This is a genomic window from Arcobacter arenosus (assembly GCF_005771535.1).
In the GTDB taxonomy this organism is placed as follows: Bacteria; Campylobacterota; Campylobacteria; order Campylobacterales; family Arcobacteraceae; genus Halarcobacter; species Halarcobacter arenosus.
Window position 1 is genome coordinate 752,642 of the sequence record NZ_VANU01000001.1, and the last position, 24,209, is coordinate 776,850.

Sequence of the window (24,209 nt, forward strand, 5' to 3'; positions counted from 1 at the left end):
TTTTATCTTATTCAAGTACATTGGTTAATTCATTTAAAGTATCTAAATGATTAAGCATTGAATCATCACAATTGATATAAATATCTTGTTTACCTATGATATAACTTTTACCTGAAATTTTGTTGTTAATAACATTGTAGTTTTTTTGTTTTTCAACACTTTCAAAAACTCCAATAAATTTTGTATCTCTTAAGGAAATAGTTTCTAATTTATCTCCTTGTTTTATTTTGTTTTCATAATATAAATATGCAAGTCTAGCTGAAGTTCCTGTTCCTGTTGTACTTCTACAAATAACCCTAGGGTGTACATAAGTAGTTGAAGGGGAACTATAAAAACCTTCCTCTTTTTTTGTAAGGTCACCCATAAAATGTAAAAAAGGAACAGGTCCTACATCACCTAAACTATAATGTTTAAAACTCTCTTTTTTTCTAATTGCTTCAATTATCATATATGCAGTTTTAGACAATTCTTCCTCTTCACTCTTATTTAATTTAAAACCAAATTGAGAAGCTTCAACTAAAACATAAAACCCACCACTATAAGCTATTGAATAAGTAACTTCTCCTAAATTTGGTACCTCAATTATCTGTTTATAAGAGTGAATATAACTTGGTAACCCTTGACAAGTTACAGATTCAACAATACCATTTACAATATTTGCTTCAATATCAACTAAACCTGCTGGGGATTCAAGTTTAAAACTTATAATCCCCTCTTTTTTAGCTACTAAGCCTTTTTCAATAACTGCAGTTGCAGTACATAAAGTATTAGAACCTGAATAAATAGGATATCCCATAACCTCCATTATAATATATCCTGCAACTGCTTCTCTTTGGGATGATGGAACTATTAAGTCAATTGACATTTCCGGAACGCCATAGGGTTCAAAAAGTAATGTTTTTCTTAAACCATCTCCATGTTTTTGTAAATATTCCATTTTTTCTCTTACTGTTTTTCCCGGAAGATTTTTTACTCCAGAAAAAACAATTCTACTTACATCTCCTCCAGCATGGGTATCAATTAAACCTATTTTATGAAATTTTGAATTCATAAAGAATCCTTTAGAGCAAACTCTTTCCCATATTCATCCCATTTTGAATCAGGAACTACAACAACTTTTCCAAGATAGTTATTTGACCTATTTGCAAAATACTCTTCACATTTATGAAGGTTGGAAAGCTTAAATGTTGCATGAAGCATAGGTTTTAATTTACCCTCTCTAATCCATTTCATTAATTGTTTTACTTCATTTCTAGTTCCATGGGAAACACCATGAATCTCTATTTGATATAGATATATTTTTGACCACATAATTTGTGTTATATTATCTCCACTTGCCCCTGCAATACTAAGTCTTGGATAATCATCTTTGTTTTTCATATCTGTAATCATACAGTCTAAAAAAACATTTGTGTAATCTCCACCAACCATATCCATAACTGCATCAATGGCTTTCCCATTTGTTGCTTCTAAAACTCTTTGGTTTAAACTATTTATATCAGCCCTATCAATTACTTTTTCGGCTCCTATTTTTAAAAGTTGAGCCTCTTTTTCTTTACTACTTAAGGCATAAGGAATTGCTCCTAAGATTCTACACATTTGAATTAAAGCAGTTCCAACTCCACCACTTGCCCCAGAAACTAATACTAAATCCCCCTCTTTTACCCTAGAAGCATTTAACATTCTAAGTCCAGTTTGATATGAACACATACCTAAACTTGCAAGTTGGGCATCACTTATATCTAAATTTGACATATTATAAAAATTTTCATCTGGAACTACTACATATTCAGCAAAACCTCCATTACATCCATGACCTATATAATCAGGGGTTAAATTTAGATTATCATTTTTTTCAGGGTCTAAATAGATATTAAAATCAATTAAACCTTTTTTTCCAATTCTACTAGTTGAAACTCCAAACCCAACCTCTACTATAGTTCCTACTATATCTGCACCTTGAATTCTAGGAAATGTAAAAGTATTATTCCCACTCATATCAAAGGAAGTAATTTCATCTTTATTTTTATCATCCACCCCATAAACACCAATTCTAGCTTTTCTATCGGTGTTGTTTTTGGCAGTTGCGTGAACCTCAACTAATACCTCGCCTTTTTTTGGTTTTGGTATTGCAACATCTTTGTACTCTATTTTATTAATATCACCATGTCCTGTTAAAACCATAGCTTTCATTGTTTTATTTTTCATTTTTTTGTCCAATTAAGAATTTATTTAAATTATTTATAAAATATTGCAGGATTAAAAACTTTAATCCTTATAATATGGACGAATAAGCTACCTTTGAATAGACTCTATTAAAACAATAGATACTATTGATTTTTCTGATATCAAATAAAATCATCATATAACCATTACTGGGATTTTTGAAAGACCTGTAACTTTATGTGAAACTCCACCTAAAAGATAACCACTTAAATCCCCTCTTCCTTGCTTTCCAATTACAATTAAATCGACATCCTCTTCTTTTATAAAATCTAAAATCTCTTTTGCTACTTGTCCAACTCTAATAAAACCTCTTACTCTATGTTTCTCTAGTCCATATTCAATAGCAACCTCTTTTGCCTTTGCAACTAACTCTTTTGCATAAGCTCTCATAACCTCATCTAAATTTGCAGCTTCATCATCTATTTGGCGTGGCAGCATTGATAAAGAAGCCTCAGTAAAACTGTGATGTCTAAAAACTGACAATATATTTATTTGAGTTTGGTCATTTTCCATAGCCATTTTACAAGCTAAATCTAAAGCTTTATTAGCTTGCCCTGAGCCATCAGTTGGTACTAATATTTTTTTAAACATGACATCTCCTTTTTACTTAAAAATTATTCTATAACTTGTGCACCAAAACCAAATAGGTTTTGAAAATAGTCAATCACACTTAAATCCCTAAAGGCAACATCCCTTAAAAACAGTGCAATATCTGGGAAAAAGATTAAAGCAACTGATACACTTAAAAGGATAATAATAAATGGTGGAGTGCCTTTAATTACTTCTAGATATGGTCTTTTAAATACAGCAATAGCTGTAAAAATATCACAACCAAAAGGTGGTGTTGCAGAACCAATTGCTACTTGTAAGGTGATAATTGTCCCCACTAAAACAGGGTCTAAGCCAACTGAATTTACAATTGGTGCAAAAATAGGAACTAAAACTAATATAACTACAATTGGATCAACAAACATACATCCAACAAAAAAAGCAATTGATATTACAAATAAAACCTCATATGGTCCCATTTCTGTAATCCCTATAGAACTTAATATTTCTTGAGGAATTTGAGCAAAAGATAAAACCCATGCAAATCCAGCTCCAGCTCCAACTAATATAAATACAACAGCAGTTACTAATCCAGTTGATTTAGCAGTTGCATATAAATCTTTTAATTTCATTGTTTTAAAAACAATACCTTCTAGAAAAATTGCATAAGCAACACTAACAGCAGCTGCTTCAGTTGGAGAAAAAATTCCCCCAAAGATACCACCAACAATAATTGCAGGGAAACCTAAAGGCCATAAAGCATTTAATAAAGCAGTACCCCTTTCTTTCCATGAGGCTTTTGGTTCAGTTGGGATATTATGTCTATAGGCATAAATAATACTATAGATTGAAAAAAGAAAAAGAATTAATAATCCAGGTCCAATCCCAGCAATAAAAAGTTCAGGAATAGATGTTTTAGCAACAATCCCATAAATAATCATCCCAATACTTGGTGGAATTAAAAAAGCGATATCACTTGAGTTTACAATTAATGCTAAAATAAATGATTCTTTATATCCACCTTTTTTAAGTCTTGGTCTTAAAGGGGATCCAATTGCAACAACAGTTGCTTGGGTAGAACCTGAAACCGCACCAAACATAGCACAAGCACCTGCCGTACTTACTGCAAGTCCACCCTTAATATGTCTTACAAAAGCCATTACCAAATCAATAAGCTTTTCAGCACTTTTTCCTCTAGTCATAATATCAGCAGAAAGGATAAACATAGGAACAGCAATTAATGCAGCTGGCCTAATACCTCCCATCATCTGTTGAATAAGAAACTCCATTTTTGAAAAATCACCATCAAAAAGTAAAAAAATACCTAAAGAGGTTCCTGCAATTAAAGGAATCATCATAGGAAAACCAAGTAATAATAAAATCACCATTAAAGAAAAAATAGATGCAGATAGATGATTTTTTAAAAATTCAGTTATTTTAAAACTTGTATCTTTTATGGTACTTGTATCAATTAATGAAGCTAAAAGTGCACCCTCTTCTGAAATCATTTTCACTTCAATATTAAGCTTTCCATCACTCAAATCTTTTATATCAATATTTTCTACTTCCCAAAAACCATTTTTGTCGGACTCTGTACTAAAAGAAAGTTCTTTATTTTTTTTATCTTTTATTTTTAAATTTATAATTTGCCATTTATGGGAAGAAAAATCTTCTGATTCTGCTGAACCATAAATAAAAAGATTAACCTTATCCTCAATGGCAATTTCATCAAAATATAAAGTTACATTCTCTTTAGAAAAAGCGGATATGGAAAATCCCATTAAAATTGTTAAAATTATTAAAAACTTTTTTATAAACTTTTGCATTTTGTGTCCTTATACTTCCATATCATTATTACTATCGCTATAACCATCTCTTACATTTGTTGAAAGAAATACATCATCTTCTCTTATATTCTTAACAACTGTAAAAAAGTATTGAAGTCCAGTAACGGTAAATCCAATTGGTACCCACAAATATACATAAAATACAGGGATTCCAATAGCGGGTAAAATTCTTCCACTTTCATATACTTCAACAATATACCCATATGAATATTTTGCTAATATAAACATAAAAATTGAAGTGATTAAAGAGATAAATATCATAAAGACTTTTCTAATTTTTGTAGGGAGAGCATCATATATTGCAGACATTCTAATATGTCTTCCATTTCTAGCGGCGTAACTTAAACCTGCAAAGGTAACTATTACAATAAAAATCATATTTAATTCATCGGTTATTGTTAATGCATCATTAAAAATAAACCTTGTAATAACTGAAAGTATAGTTATAATTGCCATTGCAATTACACCTAATGCAAGCATAACACCTTCAAATTTACTTAACATTTTGTCTATAAAATCTAAGGCTTTTAGTATTGGGTTTTTTGTACTAGTGTCCATAATCTTTCCTTTTACTATAGTAGGTTACAACACTTTGTAATCTACTATAGTAAATCCACATAAAGTGGATTACTATAATTTATGAATTATTTAGCATTTTTCTCAGCTTGGTCTAAATCTTTCATCATTTGTGTCATTATCTTTTTATTTGAATCACTTTTTGAAGCAAATGATTCTTGTACCGCTTTTGCTTTTTCTTTAAATACCTTTCTTTCATCTTCAGTTAAAGTTACAATTTTATAATTAGGATTTGTTCTTACAATTCTTCCTAATCCATAAGCATCAAGTTTTTGAGCCTCTTGTAAAATTGTTTTATGGGCAAATTCAGCAGCTTCTTGAACTAATTTTTTATCTCTTTTTGATAATCCATCATAGAACTTTTTATTTGCACTAACTGATGCGTTAAAGTGTCCATGACCAGTGTATGTTAAAACTTTTGTTAAATCATCTAAACCATAAGCTTCAATCCATACTGTTGGATTTTCTTGTCCATCAACCATTCCTGTTTTAAGTGCACCAACTAAATCACCCCATGACATAGGTTGAGGAGATGCTCCAAAAGCTTTATATGTTTCAACTAAAATAGGTGAACCTGGCATAACTCTCATCTTTTTACCCTTTAAATCTTCAGGGGAATGAAACTCTTCAAATGTTGTAACAGCCATCTCTCCTTCAGGGAAAATAGATAATAGTTCTAATCCATGTTTATGGAAAATTGTTGGAAGCATCTCATTAACTACTTTAGAGTTTTTAAAGAAATAATCCAATTGTTTTGTATCTGTAGGCATTACATAAGGAACAGTAAAAATATCCATTTCAGGGATAGTTCCACCCATATATCCAGTTGATTGTCCTAAGAAATGAAGTAATCCAGCTCTTGTTTGTTCCATCATATCAGTTTCTTCACCTAAAGAACCAACCTTATATAACTCTATTTTATTTCTTGAATTATCTTCAATAAAACTCTTAAATGCAGTTGCATAAATACCTTGAGGGTCACTTGTACCTTCACCAAAAGCATATTTCCATGTTGCTGCACTTAAACTTGTAGCAGTAATTAAACCTGCTATTACCAATCCTTTAAATAATTTCATATTAATTTCCTTTCTTTCTTTGGTTTACCACATCTTTCTCTGTTTAATTTTTTAAATATAAGCTTTTTTATTAAAACACCCCCTATATTTAGTATTATTTTAGAAATAATTGTCTTGGGAAATTACAAAAAGTCTCTACCCCATCTTTGGTGATATGTATACTTTCCGTAATCTCAACTCCCCAATCCTCTTGCCAAATCCCTGGCATAAAATGAAAGGTCATACCGGGTTCAAGAACTGTTAAATCTGTACTTCTTAAACTACAAGTTCTTTCACCCCAATCCGGTGGATAACTAACTCCAATTGGATATCCATACCTTGCATTGTTTCTATCGATACCATATTTATTCATAACTTTTTGGGCTGCATTTGCAATATCAGCAGTTGTATTTCCTGGTTTTGCCATTTCAAGCCCAGCATCAATTGTTTCTTGAAGTGCTTTTTCAGCATCTAAAAACTTTTGATTTGGTTTTCCCATATAAATTGTTCTTGACATAGGAGCATGGTATCTTTTATAACATCCAGATATCTCAAAAAAAGTTGCTTCATTTTTTTTAAAAGGGCTATCATCCCAAGTAATATGTGAAGCTGAAGCTTCAGCTCCTGATGGAAGTAAAGGTACTATTGAAGGGTAATCTCCTCCATAACCATCAACTCCAGCAATTGCTGTTTCATAAATTTGTGAGACAACATGGGATTTTGGAATACCAGGTCTTACAATATCAAGTACTCTTTGATGAATTTTTTCGGTAATTCTTCCAGCAATTTTCATATATTCAATCTCTTTTGCAGACTTCTTACCCCTAACCCAATTTACTAAATTATTTGCATTTACAAAGGTTGCATTTGGCAAGGTTGCAGTTAATCTAAAATGAGCTTCTGCTGAGTAATAATAATTATCTCTTTCAGTGGCAATTACACATTTTTCCCATTTATTTTTTCTAAAAACATTTTCTCCTATCCAAGTCATTGGATGTTCGTCTAGATTTTGTACATACATTTCAGGGTAGCCAATCATATTCTCTTTACTCATGTAACATCTAAGTAATGCCGCATTTACATCCATAAGTCTTCCAAACCAAATAGGTTCTTCATGGTCTAAAGAGATAATTACACCTTGGTGAACATAAAAAGACCATCCATCATATCCTGTTAGCCAATTCATATTTCCAGGGTCTGTTGCAACTAAGACGTCAATTCGTCTTTGTTGCATTATAGATTTAACTCTTTTAACCCTTTGTATATATTCCTTTTTAGTAAAGGCAAGTTTTGTTTTACTCATATTTTTCTCCAAAACTTAACTTTTAACAGGACCAACCCAAACTTGTTGAGTATTTACAAACATTTTAATTCCATGTGGTCCTAACTCTTTTCCAAGTCCAGATTTTTTAACTCCACCACTTGGAAGTCTTGGGTCTGATTTAACTATCCCATTTATTGAAACTTGTCCGGTAACAATTCTTGAAGCTAGTTTTTTACCTTTTTCGACATCTCCTGTCCAAACAGAACCACCTAAACCATAATCTGTTGCATTTGCTATTTTTATAGCTTCCTCTTCATCTTTTACTTTTATAATTGAAGCTATTGGTCCAAATGTTTCTTGACAAGAAACAACCATACCTGGCTCTACATCAGCTAAAATAGTTACAGGAAAGAAAAATCCTTGCATATCATCTAATCTTTGACCACCAAGAACTAATCTAGCTCCTGCTGCTACTGATTTGTCAACTTGTTCATGCATCTCCTCAACCAACTCACGTCTTGCTATTGGTCCAATTGTTGTTGACTCATCTTTTGGGTCTCCAAGTTTTAATTTCTCAAATCTTTCTTTTAATAAATCTATAAATTTTTCATAAATTGGCTCTTCAACAATAATTCTTTTAGCAGCAATACAAGATTGTCCTGCATTTATATATCTTGAAAGAACAACTACATCTGCGGCTTTTTCTAAATCTTGGGTATCAGCTAAAATAATAGCTGGGTCACTACCACCAAGTTCTAAAACTACAGGCTTGATTTCACTTCCAGCAATAGCTCCAACAGCAGCTCCTGCTTTTGAAGAACCTGTAAGTGAAACTCCCATCACATATTCATGTCTAATTACATCTTCAAGTAGTGAGTGTCCTACCATCAGATTTTGAACAACATTTGTAGGGAATCCAACTTTAGTAAAAGCTTCAACAATTCTAAGTGCACATAATGGAGTATGTGAGTCATGCTTCATAATACAAGTATTTCCAGACATAAGAGCTGGTGCTAAATATCTAAAAGCTAACCAAAATGGTGCATTCCAAGGTAACACTCCAAGCGTCACTCCAAGGGGTAGATATTGAACATAACTTTCTGTTGCATCTGATTCTATATATTCAGTTTTTAAATACTCTTCAGCAAAACTTGCATAGTGTTCAGCGGCCCATGCAGCTTTATTAACTTCACCCCTTGCTTCATTTATTGGTTTACCCATCTCTTCAGTCATAGGAAGTGCATAATAATCAAGGTTGTCTTTCATCTCTTTTGCCACTGCATTCAAAAGTTTTGCTCTTTGTTCATAATTTGTATTAATCCATTCGTTTATATATGCTTCTTGTGAATTTTGAACAATCTGTCTTGCTTCTTCTTTTGTATGCATTGGTACTTCACATACAATCTCTTCATTGTATGGATTTATTGATTTAAAGTGTGTTGGACTGTATCCCATAATTTCTCCTTTAAAAATGTCCCATTTTTTCAGGGACCTATATTTTTTAACTTCTTTTACCAATGAGAATAAATCTCATCTAAAGAAGCCTTGTACTTGTACTCTCTTTGAGAAATTCTAAAGAAAGTAACGAGTTGCTTTTAACCTAATACAGCTTCAACTGAAGCTTTAAATCTTTTTAATCCCTCTTCCAAAACTTCATCTTCGATTGTTAAAGGTGGAATAAACTTAATAATCTCACCAGTTGAACAAGCTCCAATAATTAATCCATTTTCATAACATTTTCCAGTAATCTCTTTAACAGTAGCAGCGTTATCAAAATTAATTGCTAACATCATCCCCTTTTGTCTTATTTCAGTAACTTGAGAATATTTGTCATTCATCTCATCTAATAAAGCTCTAATCACTTTACCTTTTCTAATAGTCTCTTTGTTAAACTCTTCATCTTTAAAATACTCTAAGGCAACACGACCTGCTACAAAAGAGATACCTTGTCCTCTAAATGTACCTGTATGTTGTCCTGGTCCCCAAGCTTTATCAACTTCTGGTTTATTTATTAACATACCAATTGGTGTACCAAATCCACCTAAACCTTTTGCACAAATATTAATATCTGGGTCAACATCTAAATCATCAAAACTAAAATAACTTCCACATCTACCATTTCCACATTGAATACTGTCAAGTATAAATAAAGCACCAGTATCACGTGCAAGTTTTTGCACTGCTTGTAACCATTCTTTTGTTGCTGGTCTAACTCCACCTTCTGCTTGTACTGGTTCAACTATAAATCCAGCTGGTGGTAACATCCCTGAACCTGCATCAAACATTTGTTCTCTCATTCTATCTAGAGCTTCCATGTCATTAAATGTTCCTCTAATAACATTATTTAAAGGAACTCCTGACGAGCTTCTAAAGGCATTATTTGCTGTACAAGCAAGGGAACCTAAAGTCATACCATGGAAACCTCTATGGAAAGCTACAATCTCTGTTCTTCCAGTTACTTTTCTAGCAAGTTTAAGTGCAGCTTCAACTGCATTTGTTCCTGTTGGTCCTGTAAATTGTAGTTTGTAATCACCCATTCCTCTTGGTTTTAAAACAGTTTCAACAAATGTTGAGATAAAATCTCTTTTTACATCTGTAAACATATCAAGGGAATGAACAACTCCATCTCTTTGTAAAAATTCAATTACTGCATCTTTCATTTTTGGATTATTGTGACCAAAGTTTAAAACTCCAGCTCCTGCAAAAAAGTCTACAAATTCTTTATCATTTTCATCAATCATAATTGCATTTTTTGATGATTTAAAAACAGTTGGTACTGCTCTACAATAAGCTCTAATTTCTGATTCATTCTCTTCAAATACTGTTTTATCGTTTAACATAATTCTTCCTTATATAATTTTAGATTTTTTAAAAAATAAAAAGACCCTGCTAAGCTACATAAATAATATATTCTTAAATATATTATTTATGTAGCCTACAATTTATTACACACTAAATAAATTGCGAGGGTCTATCTGGCAGTTAGTATAAAGTTTTTTTCTTGGATTAATAAATTTTGGATCTCTTTAATAGGTCTAAAAGAGATTTTGTATGCTCTATAAAGTTTTTGCAAGGCTAAATAAATAAAATGTTTTAGTTTTGAGCAAGTAGTAAAAAACATTTTAATAGCCTCCTTTGAAATATCTATTGAAAATATTAACTACTTTTTTTTACATTGTCAAGTATGTGATGTACATTTATTACACAAAAATTATTCTTTAATTGTATAATTTAAAATATGTTTTTTATTTTTTTTTAATCTCTAATCTTTGAGGGCGAACAGTGATTTCAGTTATAACCCCATCAAAGTTTAAAATATCTAAAACAGTATTTGCTATAGTTTGAGGTAACAAATGGGCATTCTTATTTTCACTAGGTTCAAAATTAAATTCATCAAAAAAGTTAGTTTTTGTAAGGTCAGGATTTATTGTAGTAACTTTTACATCTGATTTTCTTAACTCTTCAAATAAAGTTAGAGAAAAATTCCTAAGTCCTGATTTTGTTGCTGTATAAAGTGCAGAGAATTTTGAATGTCTTGTTGCTTCAATTGAAGCAATATTTATTATATGACCTTTTGTTTTTTTAAGAGTTCTTAAAAGTAAACTTGAAAGGATAATTGGGGCAGTAAGGTTTATATTTATTAATTCTTGAATTTTTGGAATTGAGATCTCTTCATGGGGTTTGAATATCCCAAGACCAGCACAATTAACTAATAAATCAATATCATTCTCTTTTAATAGATTTTTCACTTCTATTTCTAAAGCTTTTGTATCTTCAAGTCTAGATTTTAAAGTTAAAACCTTATAATTATTTTCTTCTAAAATTTCACAAATTGCTTTTCCAATTCCAGAAGAAAAACCAGTTACAATAGCCTTTTTCATTTTATAAACCTTTATTTATTCTTTTATAATAAATAAAAGCCCCTAAGGCAATTAATCCTAATAATAGATAAACAATAGTTGATAAATACTCTTTTACTAAATCTTCATTGTCCCCAATGTAATAACCAAGTAAAGTTAATATAACAACCCAAATAGATGCACCTAAAGTTGTATAAACAGAAAAACTTACAATATTCATTCTAGCTAAACCAGCAGGGAATGATATAAGCTGTCTAACTGCAGGGATTAATCTTCCACTAAAAGTTGAGATATGTCCGTGGTTTTCAAAAAACCTTTCGGCTTTTTGGATTGTAGATTCTTTTATAAAAAAATATTTTCCATATTTTATTAAAACAGCTCTACCAACATAAATAGCTAAGTAGTAGTTAAAAAATGCTCCAGCAAGTGAACCTGCTATTCCACAGAATAAAACTATAGCCATATTCATCTCACCTTTGTGAACTAAGTAACCAGCAGGAATCATTACTACTTCACTAGGAAAAGGGAAGAAAGTACTTTCTAAGAACATCATTATAAAAATTCCTGTATAACCTAAAGTGCCAACTGTTTGAACGATAAAATCTACAATACTATGAAGCATTTTTGTATCCCTTTTAAAAATTGGCGTATTGTATCATTTTATCTTTTAATAATGAAAAAAATTAATTTATTTATTAATTTAGGTTTATTTCATTTTTTCCTTTAAACTCTTTTTCATCTGCACTTGTAACAATTTGTTTAGAAATAGTATCTGTTTGAAGAGCAATATTGTTTGTATTTTGAGCGATAGCTGCATTTTCCTGTGTTTGTTTATCTAAACTTGCAATACTTTCATTTATTTGTGAAATTCCTATTTGTTGCTCTTTAGAAGAACTTGATACAGCATAAATAAGTTCTATTGTATTGTTTATATTTTTACTAAGACTACTATATCCCTCAATCATTGTATCAGAGATTTGTTTCCCTTCATTTGCTTTAATATTTGCACTTTCAACTAAATCTTTAATCTCTTTTGCCGCTTCAGCACTTCTTGCAGCTAAGTTTCTAACTTCTTGAGCAACAACGGCAAAGCCTTTTCCTGCTTCACCTGCTGTTGCTGCTTCTACAGCTGCATTTAAAGATAAAGTATTTGTTTGGAAAGCAATTTGATCAATAACACTTATTGCCTCATTAATAGCACTAACTTGTTCATTTATTTCATCCATTGCTTGTGTAGTTTTTTTAGCTAACTCTTCTCCTGTTTTAACAGATTTATTAACCTCTTGAGAATAAGAAGCCATTTTTTCAACATTTTCATTATTTGAAATAATATTACTATTTATCTCTTCTAAAGCAGCAGAAGTTTCTTCTATAGATGCAGCAGCAGAATTTGTATTATTTGATAAGATTTTTACACTTTCAATTAATCTATCTGAACTATCATCTAATTTTAATCCATTTGTTTTATTTTCAATAAGCATTTGAGTAATGGAATCTCCTAAAAGGTTTACCCCTTCGGCTAATTTTAAAAGCTGTTCTTTTAAATCTTTTGGATCAACTTTTTGGATATAGTTATATTGTGTATAAGTTTCTAAAACTTTTAAAATATTTTGAATATTTATTTCTAAATTATTCCCCATATTATTAATTACAGTTTTTAATTCCTCTAAAGAAGGATTTGATGGTTTAGCTTTAATTCTTTGAGATAAATCACCCTTTTCAAATTCTGATAATATCATTACAGTTTCATTTATTAATTCTCTATCTTTTTCTATTCCATCTTTAGTTTTATTAATATTTTTATTAACAACTTTTGACATCTCACCTATTTCATCATTTTTAGAATCATCTAAATAAACAACTTCATTAATTTCATTATTTAAATATTTAAAAAATGACATAAGACCATTTTCAAAATTTTTGATAGGTTTAATAATTGAATTTCTTAAAATGTAAATTGAAATAAAAATTATCAAAATAAGTACAACAAATGAGATTGAAGCTAGTATAATATTTAACTTAATACTATCAGCTAAAGCCTCATCATTATCAATTTCAGAGATTATTCCCCATTGTTTATCAAAAACTTTAAGTCCTGAATAAGCACTTAAATATTTTTTACCCTCATTATCTTCTATTAATTTTGCCCCACTTTTATTTTCTAAAGCAAGTTTTGTTGCCTCTGTTTTTATTTCAAATAATGATATAGTTGTACCTGAATTTTTTACATGTTGATGGTCAAGATCTTTTAGGTATCTGTGATTATTTCTCATTTTATAATCACTTCCAACTAAATAACTTTTACCACTTTTTCCTAAGCCTGCACTTTCATAATTTCCATTAAAATTCATAATTGAATCAATCACACTAATTGGAAACTGCATAATTAAATTACCGATTCTTCTATTTTGATTGTTAAAAACAGGAATAGCTAGAAAAGAAGCAGGAGTATTATAACTTGGTTCATAAGGTTCAAAATCACTAAATGCAACTTCACCTTTTTCTAATGTATATGCTTTTTCATTTACTTTAGCAATTCCACTATTTGCATAAGGTCCAGTTTTTAAATTAGTAGCAAAATCTTTTTCTTTAAAAGTACTATAAATAATTGTACCTTTTAAATCTACCAAAAAAATATCATATAATGAAAATTTTTCTAAAATTATATTAAAGGTCTCATGAAATCGTGTGTGAGAAAAAGCATAGTTATTAAAAAAAGTATTTGATTGAGTTAATTTATTCTTTTCACCAATTTTCTCTTCATTTTTTATAATATACATATATTGAGCTAAAATTCCATTATCATCTTTTGGTAAATATTCACTAGCTTCTTTTTTTGAAGAAACATTAGGTAAATTAAAATTTATTTTATTTATATAAAGATCATTGTAATGATTTAAAAGTTCATTTTTTACTTTTGTCATATCAACTTCGCCACTTGATTGACTAGAAATAGTATAAAACCCTCTAATAAACTCATTAAAAGCCTCTTGAGTTGAAGCAGAATTTGCAATTGAAATAATTAAACCTTCAATGGTTTTAAAATACTCTTGAATATGTTGTTTTTTTGCATAAGTTGTTGATTTAAGCTGAACAAGTTTCTCTTTTTCTGAGTGCTTTATACTTTCATTTACACTTATAGACAAAATAGTTACAGACATTAAAAGTAAACTACCAATAATTAATAACATTAATTTAGCGTTAATACTAAAACTTTTCATTAAATACTCCAAAGATATAAGTTATTTTTGGAGTATATAATAAAATAGTCTTCAAAAAGTATTATTTTCTATTAAATTCAAACAAACTTAAATAACATTAAACTAATTGACATAACAAACATCCCCAAAACTAAACCTGCAATCGTTGTATGGGCATTTCCATAAACTCTAGCTGCTGGCAAAAGTTCATCAAAGGAGATATAAATCATAATTCCAGATACAAGTCCAAAAGTTATCCCTAAAGTAGCCTCTCCCATAAAAGGAAATAATATAAAAAATCCAATAATTGCCCCAATAGGTTCTGCAAAACCAGAAAGAGTTGCATACCAAAATGCTTTTTTCTTATTTCCAGTTGCATGATAAATAGGTAAAGAGACTGCCATCCCTTCAGGAATATTATGAATAGCAATAGCCAAAGCGATGCTTAAACCAAGAGTTAAGTTATCTAAAGATGAAATAAAAGTTGCAAAACCTTCTGGAAAATTGTGAATACCTATTGCTAAAGCGGTAAAAACCCCTGTTCTTTTTAAACTATTATTTAAAACAACACTATTTTTATTATTGGGTTTCAATTCTTGTAATTGTGCTTCTGATTTTGGTTCATGGGGATTAACATCTTTTGGAATAAGTCTATCAATAACTGCAATAATTGCAATACCTAAAAAAAAGCAAAATAATGCTAAAGATTCACCCTTTACTTCACTTGATACTAATTGAGTAAAAGACTCTGTAGATTTTTGTAGTATCTCCATAAATGATACATATATCATAACGCCAGCTGAAAAACCCAATCCTAAAGATAAGAATTTTTCAGTTTTTGTCTTTGAAAAAAATGCAATAACTGCACCAATACTTGTAGAAAGTCCTGCAAATAAGGTTAGTATGAAAGCTATAATATAATTTTCAAGACTCAAAGTTTCCATACTAATCCTTAAAACTTAAACTACTTAAGCATATTTCCAATCATCCATAAATCTTTTTCAAGTTTAGCAACTTTTTCATCAGCAAAAGCTTCTGTTGTTTTATCTCCTGCTTCTGATGCAATTTCACTTAAACTTCTAAATGATCTTAAAAAATAGTTGTAGTCATTTATAATTTTTTCAACAACCTCTTTAGACCTAAAATTTGAATTTGATTCTTCTTCTATATTTGTAGTGTTAACTAAATCAGATAGAGTCAAATATGGTTTTTCACCTAATTGTAAAACCCTTTCTGCAAGTTCATCATACAAAGTTGAAAAGCTTGTATAAATCTCTTCTGTTTGATTATGTACAGGGAAGAAATCCATCCCTTCAATATTCCAGTGATAATTATGTACTTTTACATACATTGCATGGGCGTCTGATTGTAATTGTTTTAAATTTTCTACTATATTTGCCATCTTAAATCCTTTATTGTTTTCTAATGGATAATTTTTTTCCATTAGAAATTGTAAAGTATTTTAACTTAGACAAACATAAATAAATTTTATTAGTGGATAAAAATTATCTCTTACCCACTATTATTGCATCTGCAATTTTTGCAAGTTCTAATTGTGAAAGCTTTAATGTTTTTTCATTTAATTCCTCTAAGGAAATTAAATTATCTTTCATAACCTGTGCAGCTAATTTGAAATCTTTTTTATATTTAACTAAATATAGTATTTGATGAATTAACTCATTGGTATTTAGATTATTTATAGTATTAGAACTCATCATCTTCATCCATATCATATTCATAGCTATAATCATCATAATCAACTGTGAAAACTTTTGGATAACCTAATTTTTCAAGTTCAATATCAATATTTTGTTCTGATATTCGATTTTTAACTTTTTCCATTATAAATTGAATATCATCTTCTTTGATATCGTTTGCTCTTAATTCATAAATAATTGAATCCATTTTACCTTTCCTAATATATCTTTATTATCTCATAGAAATTAGCTTTGAGGCTAATTCAACAATCTGATTCGTTTTAAGTCGTGCTGTATTTCTAACTATATTTTCTATATTTAGATTATTTGCTAATATTAATTTTATTGCTGAGTCATAATCATTATAAAATTTTATATGATTTGTTATTTCATTAACCAATATCTGTACTGGCTCATCAAATATATAGTTAGATATTAAATCATCAATAGATCTAGTAACCATCTTAGGCTCTATAAATTGACAAATAACATATGTAGATAACCTATTTTCATTTCTACTCCAATTAACTAAAAACTAAGGTTATTGTGTTAGTATAAAAACACTCAATTTTGGGTACATCATTTCTGAAAATCTTAAAAAAATGCACGGCCAAATGCTTTGATAGGTTTTCAGAAATTCTCATTTTAACTTTTAATTACATAATTATAATCTATAAAAAAAAGAAAAAATCTAAAAAAAAACTTAAAAAATAAGCAACACCTACCAAAGCCCTATTTCATGGGCTCTTACTGGGAATTTTTAGGGCTTGCAATCTGTTTATGCAAAGTTGCAAGATCTCCTAAAACCCAAATATTTGAAATCTTTTCATCTCTAAATTTAAAAAAAGATGCCCCATTGTATTTTATTCTATTATTAGAAGCTTCATAATCGAATAGTTTACCACTATGAGTTCCATTATAAATAGCTCTTACAGCAATTGTTGCATTTTCCTCTAAAAGAATTTCAATTCCATGGTGCAAATTAGGTATACCTTTTAATATTGCATCCATATAATTTTCAAACTCTTTTTTACCTTTTGTATCGATATTCAAAGAACCATGAAACTCAATATCATCAGTGAAAAGCTCTTCAATCATCGCTTTTGACTTTTTATTCCATAGCTCTTCGTAATATTGTCTTACAAGTTTTTTATAGATGTTTGTTTTCAAATATTGACCTTATTGATTACTATTTGATTCTTCTACTACTTCTTGTTCAACTTTTTCACTAGATTCATCTAATTCTTTATCAACTTTTTCATTACATTGATAAAATAAGTCTTCACATTTTGCACCACACTCTTCTACATTCGTATTAGACTCTTCACATTTTACTAAACATTGTTCATAGCTTTCACTACATGCATTGTATTTATCTTCTAAACTCATTTGCTCATCTTGAGCATAAGCAAAAGCTGAAATTAATAAAACAGATAATGCAATTTTTTTTAACATTTTTATTCTCCAGTTGTTCACAACTAATAATATAAACGTACCTTTAGTACAACAAATAAAGAAATCAATTTGCACGGCCAAATGCTCTAATAGAGTTTCTTTAAACTTTTATCGTTTTGAGAGCGAAATTATAAATCAAAAAAAAATTAATTTTCTTAAAATTTTCTTAATTTATTTTCATTTAAAAAAAAGTGGCTTTTTTAGGCTTTTTATTTATAAAAAAATTTATTTATTGGATTTCTTTTTTTTATTTTTTCGATTTTTTTTGGGTAGATTTTTTTAGAATTTTTTATATTTTAGTTAGTATCTCTTTTGCTTTAATATAGCCTTGTTCTAAAACAAAATCAAAACTTTTAAAATCAAATAGTTTTATTTCTGAAATACTATCTATATTAATAAAAAAGTCTGCTCTTTTTTTTGCTCTTTTCATTGCACTTTGGGTTAATATAAAAAGAGACCTTCTATGTAATGAGTCTTTTTTATGGGAAAAGTTTTTAGGTAGATTATTAACATTTACACTAATATTTGGATAATTTAATTTATAGAGTTTTTTATTTGGTAAATTATCACTATATCCACCATCAACAAAAAACTTTTTATTTATCTCTATGGAAGAAAAATAAGGAAGCAAAGAACAAGAAGCTATAGTTGATTTAATCAAATCACCTTTTATATGGTATTCAGCTTTTCCTGTTTCAATATTTGTAACACATATTTGTATTGGTATTTTTTGTTCTTTATTTTTTATAAAAGCTCTTAGTTTTCTTTCTATTTTATTTAAACTAAGAATTGAATTAAATCTAAATTTAAAATTGAACAAGTCCCATTTGTTTATTGTAAAAAAAAACTCTTCTATCTCTTTTATGGAAAATCCATGGCCATATAATAAAGCAATAATTGCTCCTCCACTAGTGCCAGATATCATCTTTACTTCATAATTGTTTTCTTCTAAATATTTAATTACACCCAATGAGGCGGCGGTTCTAATTCCACCACCTGAAAGGGTTAATGTTACTTCTTTTAAATTTAAATCTTTTTTATCTTTTGCCATTTAACCTACTTAGATAATATTATGATGATATTTTATCATCTGTAGGTTACTAAACTTTTACATTATGTTTTATGCAATTTTTTTAATCAATAATTTTTCCAAGTCCTCTTTTGCGTCACCAGTTAAATGTAGGTTAAAAGTTTGTGCCAAGAAATTAAATATATCTTCATTTACAAATTGTGGTGGTTTTGGTCCTAAATAGATATTTTTAACACCTAAACTAAATAAAGCTAAAAGAATAATCACAGCTTTTTGCTCCATCCATGACAATACAATAGAAATAGGTAAATCATTTATTGGTGTATTAAGTGCAGAACTTACTGCTTTTGCAATCTCAACTGCTCCATTTGAATCATTACATTGACCTAAATCTAAATATCTTGGTATCTCAGTTCCTGGAATATTTCCAAAATCAATATCATTAAATCTGAATTTTCCGCAACTTGATGTGATAATTACACAATCATCTGGAAGATTTTCAGTTAATTCTCTATAATAATTTCCTGCCTTTCCTGGTGCATCACAACCTGCAACTACAAAAAATTGACTAATTTTCCCATCTTGAATAGCTTCTAAAATTTGTGGAGCTAATGTTAAAATAGTTTTATAATGATGTCCTGTTACTAAGCTTAGATTATCATCAATATTTGTATCTTCACATTGTAAAGTTTTTTCAATTAATTCATCAAAATTATCATCAATAATCTGATTTCCACCTTCAATTCCAACAATTTTATATGTAAAAACTCTATCCACATAATCAGCATTAGATTTTGGAGGAACAATACAGTTAGTATTTACTACAAAAGTTCCATTAAACCTTTTCATAAGTTGAGCTTGGTCAAACCATGCTTTCCCAACATTTCCTTTTAAATGTACATATTTTTTTAACTCTGGATATGCATGAGCTGGTAACATTTCAGAATGGGTATAAACATTTATACCTTTATCTTGTGTTGCAATTAAAAGTTTTTCTAACATCTCAAGATTGTGTCCTGAAACTAGGATTGCTTTACCCTCAACTTTATTTTGTGTAACTTTAACGGGACTTGGAATACCAAATTTATTAGTGTGTGCATTTGAAAGTTTATCCATAACCTCAACACCAGCACTTCCTACTTTCATTAGTTGACTAATATGGTCATCAAAATTGAAATTTACATTAGTAAGGGTAAAATATAATGTTTCACTTATTACATCATCAACATTTTTTGTTGCTTTCTCATCTAACTCATTTAAGTGTTCTCTATATGCACTTAAACCTTTTAAACCAAAAATCATAATATCTTGCAATCTAGCAAGATTTTCATTTTTACCACATACTCCTATAGTTGCTCCATTTGAACCACATCCATCAGGTGCACTCATTTCACATTGATAACAAAACATACTCATTTTTTCATTTCCTTTAAAATTTACTTGGTGGAATCTTAATAAAAAATGAAAACTGATTCATTGATATAAATCAACTAATTTATATCATTTCAGTAGTTTTTATTGTTTTTTTTCCTATAATGAATTAAAGGATTTAAATGAATATTGATAATATTTCCCAGAAGACTTACTCTGAAAATGAAATATCTAAGAAAATTTTTGAGACTCCAACAATAGAAAAAACAATTGATACTGAACACAATGAGGATGCAATTCTTTTTGATTCTATGCCAGAAGAACAATTAGAACTTTTATCTTTTCAAGCTGATATAGTTGATGAGATTAAAGCTATTGAATATAATGAAATTCAAGAATCAGGAAAATTAGCTAGTGAAGATATTATAGCTGCCGCTGTAGAAAATATATCAGATTTAGCTGATGGAAATGCAGACAAATTCAATATTGCAATTAGTTTTATTGAAAATAGTATGCAAGATAACCCAAACAATGCTAATGAAGTAAAACAAGGTATTGTTAGCTTAATTAAAGACAAAATAGAATACTTAGACTAATAAGTTTCTATTTTAAACTCTTTTTTATTACTCTTTTTCCACTATTATCTAAAAATACATTTAAATTTTGTTATTTTTCATTTACTTTGGATATAATGGGTTAAAATAACATTTAGGGAAGATAATGAGAAGTTCATTAAGTGCATTGGTTATTATTACTTTATTTGGATATTCAAATGTTTTTGCTGCAGATGCAAGTGGAGTTGATGACTATACAATCCAAGTTGATTCTAACCAAGATAATATTGGAACATTTTTTGTTGAAGATTATAACAATGCAACTTCATCATATGATTATATAATTGCTTCTAATCTAACCCTAACAACAATTAATTCTACAAATATAAATCTTAATGGTAATTTACTTAGTACCTCAGGAAATGTAACAATTACAGATAATGTAGATATTAACGGTCAAGTTACAACTGACGGTATTTCAGATTCTGTTGGAATATCAACTACAGGTACTATGTCAGCACTTACTGCTGATATTGGAACAGGTGGATTAGATGTTGATGGAATGACAAACACTGATGGTATTTCAAATGTTGGGAATATTACAAATACAGGAAATATCACAACAACTGGTAACTTAGCTGTTGATGGAACAACAAACCTTGATGACTTAAATGTAGAAGGAACTACAAATATTAACACAACAGTAGATGCAGCAACAACAATAGGTTCATCATCTAATACAAGTGCTGTTTCAATAGTTTCTGGAAACAGCTCTATTGTTACAGATAATTCTGATGTTACAATTCAAGGTTCAACAACTAATATAAATACTACAAGTGGGGATACAAATATTGGTAATGGTAGTGCAACAAATACTATTACAGGTGATACAAATACTATAACAGGTACTACAAATAATATTGTAAGTACTACTACTAATATAAATATTGCAGGTGGCGATACTAACATTGGTAATAGTACATCAACTAATACAATACTTGGAACAACAAATATAAATACTACAGGAACAGCTGATACAACTATTGGTAACTCATTAAATGATACAACAATTAATAGTGCATCAACAACAATAAACAGTACAACAATTGATATTGGTACTACAGCTAATGCAACTACAACAACAATTGGTAACACAAATACTTCAAGTAGTACACTAATATATGGGGGAAATAGTTCTATTATTATTCAAGATGGAAGTGCATCAATCTCTTCTAGTAATACAAGTGGATTTACTGCATATAGTACTCCTCAAACAGCAGGAACAGATTATATTCTTATAAATGGTGATGCAACAAGTCAAGGTTTAGTTTCAGGTAATACAGTTAATAATATTATTGTTGGGGACACTTTAGTTGATGGTAATATGTATGTTAATGGTACATTAACATACACTTCAGATACAGCAGCAACTACAACAGTAAGTAGCGGTTCTTCTAATGTATCTGGTTCTATGGATATTTCATACACTGGTGGAGCTTATGTAGATGAAAATGGCGCATTATATAATAATGGTGCAACGGAAGCAACTGCATCTTTAACATTAACAAATGATTTAGGAAATACCCACGGTATAGTTGTAACAACTGATCAAACAACTATTTCAGGTGGTACAACTTCAAGTAGTTTAACCCTAAATGATAACGGAGCAACTTTTAGTGATTCATCAACAGGGAAGCCTGTACAAGTTCATGGTGTAGCAGATGGAACAAATGATTTTGATGCAGTTAACTTAAGACAATTAGGTGGAGCAATAGCAAGTGTTACTGCAATTGCAAATATTCCTCAAATTGAACCAAATAAAAAGTTTTCATTAGGTTTAGGTTTTGGTAACTATGATGGATACAATGGTTTTGCACTTGGTGCTAAATATAGAATAAATGATAATCTTATCTTACAAACTAGTGCTGCAAAATCAGGAAGTCAAAGACATACTATTGGAGCGGGATTATCTTATTCATGGTAAGATAATTTAAAAATCTATTTTGAAAATTTTATTTCCTGTAATACTAGTTTTTTTTAGTCTATTAAATGCTAATCCTATTTTTACTAATGAACAAATTGAGAAATTAGAACAAAAAGCTTATTCAAAATATAAAAATAATAATGATTTTAAAAAAGTTATAGAACCAAATATTAAAAATCTAGCCTTACAATATTGGCAAAGTGAAATACTAAAAGAAATTAAAGTCTCTGAAAAAGAAACCAAAAATTGGTATAGTAGAAATAAAGGTAAAATAAAAGTTTTACCTCAAATTAGATTAAGAAATATTCTAGTTGATAATAAACTAGCAGCAACTGATTTATTTAAAAGATTAAGTGCTACACCTATGAAAGAGAGACTATCATCTTTTTTATATGCAGTAAACACTTACTCAAAAGATGGCAATAAAAAAAATGGTGGTGATAATGGATGGCTTACAAGTATTCAATTTCAAAAATTATTTAATGTTAGCCTTGCTTCAAAAAAAGCTGGAGATTTATTTGTTGTTAAAAATAATTTTGGCTGGCAAGTAGTTCTTGTTGAAGCTACAAAACCTCAGAAAATAGCTAATTATAATGAGGCAAAAAAAGAGATTGAAAATATTTTAAAAAGAGAGAAATTATTTGAGCTATTAAAGAAACAACTTTAATAGCTAATTTGATACAATTAAACAATTTTAACTAGAAGGTCCACCTTGAAAAAACTTTTACTTTTTTTCTTTATATTTATTGTTGCAACTAATTTAAGTGCACAAAAAACTTCAGATATATGGATAAGAACATCTCAACCTGATTACACTAAAATGACTGTTGTTGACACAAGTGCTAGCACCACAACTGTATTAAAAATAAAAAAAGTTAATGGCAAAAATAAATATGTTACTTTGACAGAAGCTTTTAAAGAGTTTCATTTAAGAAATATCTCAACAATTCAAAAATTTATTCAAAAAAATAAATATGATGGTGTTTGTAATCTTAAAATTGAATTCAATATCACAAAAGATGGGTACTATTTTTTAAGTACTTATGATGCATATGTTTATAAAAAATAAAAGGCTATGTTTATGAAAAAAATCACTTCTGTGTTGTTACTTAGTGTAATGTCAATATTTGCTTCAAATTTAGTTGTTGAAGATGCTTATGTTAGAGCAACTCCTCCAAATCTTCCAAATTCTGCGGCATTTATGATATTAAAAAATAGTTCTAATGAAAATATTTCTGTACTAAAAGCTACATCAGATGTTTCAAAAGCTGTAGAATTACATACCCATGATATGCAAGATGGCGTTATGAAAATGTATCAAATTCAAAAAATTGATATTCCAGCAAAAGGGGAAACTGTTTTAAAACCAGGCAGTTTGCATATTATGTTTATAGGATTACATAAGCCTTTAAAAGTTGGTGAAAAAATCACTTTTACTTTAGAACTTTCAAATGGCGAAACAAAAACAATCACAGCTCCAATTAAATCTGTAATGTCTGGAATGAAACACCACGGTCATAACATGAAGCATAATAACTAAA

The 24,209-nt window shown here is 29.2% G+C and carries 26 protein-coding genes; 5 read left to right on the forward strand and 21 right to left on the reverse strand.

Features of this window, described 5'->3' with window-relative positions; translation table 11 throughout:
- Positions 1-7 precede the first annotated feature (7 nt).
- The 21 genes from FDK22_RS03840 to hcp form a co-directional block, all read right to left on the reverse strand.
- Positions 8-1,051, reverse strand: a complete 1,044-nt coding sequence (locus tag FDK22_RS03840; RefSeq protein ID WP_138151567.1) for a proline racemase family protein — start codon at positions 1,049-1,051, stop codon at positions 8-10.
- Complete coding sequence (locus FDK22_RS03845) at positions 1,048-2,208, reverse strand: zinc-binding dehydrogenase (protein ID WP_138151568.1); 1,161 nt, start codon at positions 2,206-2,208, stop codon at positions 1,048-1,050. Before FDK22_RS03845 ends, FDK22_RS03840 begins: the two co-directional genes overlap by 4 nt.
- 153 nt (positions 2,209-2,361) lie before the next feature.
- Positions 2,362-2,817 carry a universal stress protein gene (locus FDK22_RS03850; RefSeq protein ID WP_138151569.1) on the reverse strand — a complete coding sequence of 152 codons (456 nt, stop codon included), beginning with the start codon at positions 2,815-2,817 and terminating at the stop codon, positions 2,362-2,364.
- A 23-nt stretch (positions 2,818-2,840) separates the two neighbouring features.
- A complete protein-coding gene (locus tag FDK22_RS03855; RefSeq protein WP_228711624.1) occupies positions 2,841-4,601 on the reverse strand; it encodes a TRAP transporter large permease in 1,761 nt (586 codons plus the stop codon).
- 9 nt (positions 4,602-4,610) lie between these two features.
- Positions 4,611-5,180, reverse strand: a complete 570-nt coding sequence (locus FDK22_RS03860) for a TRAP transporter small permease (RefSeq protein WP_138151570.1) — start codon at positions 5,178-5,180, stop codon at positions 4,611-4,613.
- 86 nt (positions 5,181-5,266) lie between these two features.
- Positions 5,267-6,274 (reverse strand): TRAP transporter substrate-binding protein DctP, encoded by a 1,008-nt coding sequence (gene dctP, locus FDK22_RS03865; protein WP_138151571.1) that lies wholly within the window; start codon positions 6,272-6,274, stop codon positions 5,267-5,269.
- A gap of 94 nt (positions 6,275-6,368) precedes the next feature.
- Complete coding sequence (locus tag FDK22_RS03870; RefSeq protein WP_138151572.1) at positions 6,369-7,556, reverse strand: M24 family metallopeptidase; 1,188 nt, start codon at positions 7,554-7,556, stop codon at positions 6,369-6,371.
- 15 nt (positions 7,557-7,571) lie between these two features.
- Positions 7,572-8,972 carry an NAD-dependent succinate-semialdehyde dehydrogenase gene (locus FDK22_RS03875; RefSeq protein WP_138151573.1) on the reverse strand — a complete coding sequence of 467 codons (1,401 nt, stop codon included), beginning with the start codon at positions 8,970-8,972 and terminating at the stop codon, positions 7,572-7,574.
- 140 nt (positions 8,973-9,112) lie between these two features.
- On the reverse strand, positions 9,113-10,357 hold the full coding sequence (locus FDK22_RS03880) for a diaminobutyrate--2-oxoglutarate transaminase (RefSeq protein WP_138151574.1): 1,245 nt from the start codon (positions 10,355-10,357) through the stop codon (positions 9,113-9,115).
- A gap of 405 nt (positions 10,358-10,762) precedes the next feature.
- Positions 10,763-11,398 carry an SDR family oxidoreductase gene (locus FDK22_RS03885; protein WP_138151575.1) on the reverse strand — a complete coding sequence of 212 codons (636 nt, stop codon included), beginning with the start codon at positions 11,396-11,398 and terminating at the stop codon, positions 10,763-10,765.
- A gap of 1 nt (position 11,399) precedes the next feature.
- Entirely contained in the window at positions 11,400-11,999 is a 600-nt protein-coding gene (locus tag FDK22_RS03890; protein WP_138151576.1) for a DedA family protein, read from the reverse strand.
- A gap of 73 nt (positions 12,000-12,072) precedes the next feature.
- Positions 12,073-14,598 carry a methyl-accepting chemotaxis protein gene (locus FDK22_RS03895; RefSeq protein ID WP_228711625.1) on the reverse strand — a complete coding sequence of 842 codons (2,526 nt, stop codon included), beginning with the start codon at positions 14,596-14,598 and terminating at the stop codon, positions 12,073-12,075.
- 77 nt (positions 14,599-14,675) lie between these two features.
- Complete coding sequence (gene zupT / locus FDK22_RS03900; RefSeq protein ID WP_138151577.1) at positions 14,676-15,521, reverse strand: zinc transporter ZupT; 846 nt, start codon at positions 15,519-15,521, stop codon at positions 14,676-14,678.
- 20 nt (positions 15,522-15,541) lie between these two features.
- Positions 15,542-15,979 carry a Dps family protein gene (locus tag FDK22_RS03905; protein ID WP_138151578.1) on the reverse strand — a complete coding sequence of 146 codons (438 nt, stop codon included), beginning with the start codon at positions 15,977-15,979 and terminating at the stop codon, positions 15,542-15,544.
- A gap of 103 nt (positions 15,980-16,082) precedes the next feature.
- Positions 16,083-16,295, reverse strand: a complete 213-nt coding sequence (locus tag FDK22_RS03910; RefSeq protein WP_138151579.1) for a hypothetical protein — start codon at positions 16,293-16,295, stop codon at positions 16,083-16,085.
- Positions 16,282-16,482, reverse strand: coding sequence for a hypothetical protein (locus tag FDK22_RS03915; protein ID WP_138151580.1), 201 nt, complete (start codon positions 16,480-16,482; stop codon positions 16,282-16,284). Before FDK22_RS03915 ends, FDK22_RS03910 begins: the two co-directional genes overlap by 14 nt.
- 24 nt (positions 16,483-16,506) lie before the next feature.
- Positions 16,507-16,737: a hypothetical protein gene (locus FDK22_RS03920; RefSeq protein WP_138151581.1), complete on the reverse strand. Its 231-nt coding sequence runs from the start codon at positions 16,735-16,737 to the stop codon at positions 16,507-16,509.
- A gap of 284 nt (positions 16,738-17,021) precedes the next feature.
- A complete protein-coding gene (locus tag FDK22_RS03925) occupies positions 17,022-17,444 on the reverse strand; it encodes an ester cyclase (protein WP_138151582.1) in 423 nt (140 codons plus the stop codon).
- Positions 17,445-17,453: 9 nt separating this feature from the next.
- Positions 17,454-17,729 carry a hypothetical protein gene (locus FDK22_RS03930; protein ID WP_138151583.1) on the reverse strand — a complete coding sequence of 92 codons (276 nt, stop codon included), beginning with the start codon at positions 17,727-17,729 and terminating at the stop codon, positions 17,454-17,456.
- A 289-nt stretch (positions 17,730-18,018) separates the two neighbouring features.
- Positions 18,019-18,780: a patatin-like phospholipase family protein gene (locus FDK22_RS03935; RefSeq protein ID WP_138151584.1), complete on the reverse strand. Its 762-nt coding sequence runs from the start codon at positions 18,778-18,780 to the stop codon at positions 18,019-18,021.
- 69 nt (positions 18,781-18,849) lie between these two features.
- A complete protein-coding gene (hcp, locus tag FDK22_RS03940; RefSeq protein WP_138151586.1) occupies positions 18,850-20,175 on the reverse strand; it encodes a hydroxylamine reductase in 1,326 nt (441 codons plus the stop codon).
- Between the two features lie 137 nt (positions 20,176-20,312).
- Here hcp and FDK22_RS03945 point away from each other — a divergent pair, with 137 nt between their 5' ends.
- The 5 genes from FDK22_RS03945 to FDK22_RS03965 all read left to right on the forward strand — a co-directional run bounded on the left by FDK22_RS03945 (position 20,313) and on the right by FDK22_RS03965 (position 24,208).
- A complete protein-coding gene (locus FDK22_RS03945; protein ID WP_138151588.1) occupies positions 20,313-20,726 on the forward strand; it encodes a hypothetical protein in 414 nt (137 codons plus the stop codon).
- Positions 20,727-20,850: 124 nt separating this feature from the next.
- Complete coding sequence (locus tag FDK22_RS03950; RefSeq protein ID WP_138151589.1) at positions 20,851-22,668, forward strand: beta strand repeat-containing protein; 1,818 nt, start codon at positions 20,851-20,853, stop codon at positions 22,666-22,668.
- A gap of 19 nt (positions 22,669-22,687) precedes the next feature.
- Positions 22,688-23,335, forward strand: coding sequence for a peptidylprolyl isomerase (locus FDK22_RS03955; RefSeq protein WP_138151590.1), 648 nt, complete (start codon positions 22,688-22,690; stop codon positions 23,333-23,335).
- Positions 23,336-23,380: 45 nt separating this feature from the next.
- The gene (locus FDK22_RS03960; protein WP_138151591.1) at positions 23,381-23,737 is read left to right on the forward strand and encodes a hypothetical protein; all 357 of its coding nucleotides are present in this window, start codon (positions 23,381-23,383) and stop codon (positions 23,735-23,737) included.
- Positions 23,738-23,749: 12 nt separating this feature from the next.
- Positions 23,750-24,208, forward strand: coding sequence for a copper chaperone PCu(A)C (locus tag FDK22_RS03965; protein ID WP_212744973.1), 459 nt, complete (start codon positions 23,750-23,752; stop codon positions 24,206-24,208).
- Position 24,209 lies beyond the last annotated feature (1 nt).

Coding starts and splice junctions, on each gene's coding strand:
- FDK22_RS03895 (WP_228711625.1), bottom strand. CDS start 14,598: ATGAAAAGTTTTAGTATTAACGCTAAATTAATGTTATTAATTATTGGT.
- FDK22_RS03870 (WP_138151572.1), bottom strand. CDS start 7,556: ATGAGTAAAACAAAACTTGCCTTTACTAAAAAGGAATATATACAAAGG.
- hcp (WP_138151586.1), bottom strand. CDS start 20,175: ATGAGTATGTTTTGTTATCAATGTGAAATGAGTGCACCTGATGGATGT.
- FDK22_RS03845 (WP_138151568.1), bottom strand. CDS start 2,208: ATGAAAAATAAAACAATGAAAGCTATGGTTTTAACAGGACATGGTGAT.
- FDK22_RS03950 (WP_138151589.1), top strand. CDS start 20,851: ATGAGAAGTTCATTAAGTGCATTGGTTATTATTACTTTATTTGGATAT.
- FDK22_RS03880 (WP_138151574.1), bottom strand. CDS start 10,357: ATGTTAAACGATAAAACAGTATTTGAAGAGAATGAATCAGAAATTAGA.
- FDK22_RS03875 (WP_138151573.1), bottom strand. CDS start 8,972: ATGGGATACAGTCCAACACACTTTAAATCAATAAATCCATACAATGAA.
- FDK22_RS03890 (WP_138151576.1), bottom strand. CDS start 11,999: ATGCTTCATAGTATTGTAGATTTTATCGTTCAAACAGTTGGCACTTTA.
- FDK22_RS03885 (WP_138151575.1), bottom strand. CDS start 11,398: ATGAAAAAGGCTATTGTAACTGGTTTTTCTTCTGGAATTGGAAAAGCA.
- FDK22_RS03920 (WP_138151581.1), bottom strand. CDS start 16,737: ATGGTTACTAGATCTATTGATGATTTAATATCTAACTATATATTTGAT.
- FDK22_RS03855 (WP_228711624.1), bottom strand. CDS start 4,601: ATGCAAAAGTTTATAAAAAAGTTTTTAATAATTTTAACAATTTTAATG.
- FDK22_RS03945 (WP_138151588.1), top strand. CDS start 20,313: ATGAATATTGATAATATTTCCCAGAAGACTTACTCTGAAAATGAAATA.
- FDK22_RS03935 (WP_138151584.1), bottom strand. CDS start 18,780: ATGGCAAAAGATAAAAAAGATTTAAATTTAAAAGAAGTAACATTAACC.
- FDK22_RS03840 (WP_138151567.1), bottom strand. CDS start 1,051: ATGAATTCAAAATTTCATAAAATAGGTTTAATTGATACCCATGCTGGA.
- FDK22_RS03850 (WP_138151569.1), bottom strand. CDS start 2,817: ATGTTTAAAAAAATATTAGTACCAACTGATGGCTCAGGGCAAGCTAAT.
- FDK22_RS03915 (WP_138151580.1), bottom strand. CDS start 16,482: ATGGATTCAATTATTTATGAATTAAGAGCAAACGATATCAAAGAAGAT.
- FDK22_RS03965 (WP_212744973.1), top strand. CDS start 23,750: ATGAAAAAAATCACTTCTGTGTTGTTACTTAGTGTAATGTCAATATTT.
- FDK22_RS03910 (WP_138151579.1), bottom strand. CDS start 16,295: ATGATGAGTTCTAATACTATAAATAATCTAAATACCAATGAGTTAATT.
- FDK22_RS03860 (WP_138151570.1), bottom strand. CDS start 5,180: ATGGACACTAGTACAAAAAACCCAATACTAAAAGCCTTAGATTTTATA.
- zupT (WP_138151577.1), bottom strand. CDS start 15,521: ATGGAAACTTTGAGTCTTGAAAATTATATTATAGCTTTCATACTAACC.
- FDK22_RS03905 (WP_138151578.1), bottom strand. CDS start 15,979: ATGGCAAATATAGTAGAAAATTTAAAACAATTACAATCAGACGCCCAT.
- FDK22_RS03930 (WP_138151583.1), bottom strand. CDS start 17,729: ATGTTAAAAAAAATTGCATTATCTGTTTTATTAATTTCAGCTTTTGCT.
- dctP (WP_138151571.1), bottom strand. CDS start 6,274: ATGAAATTATTTAAAGGATTGGTAATAGCAGGTTTAATTACTGCTACA.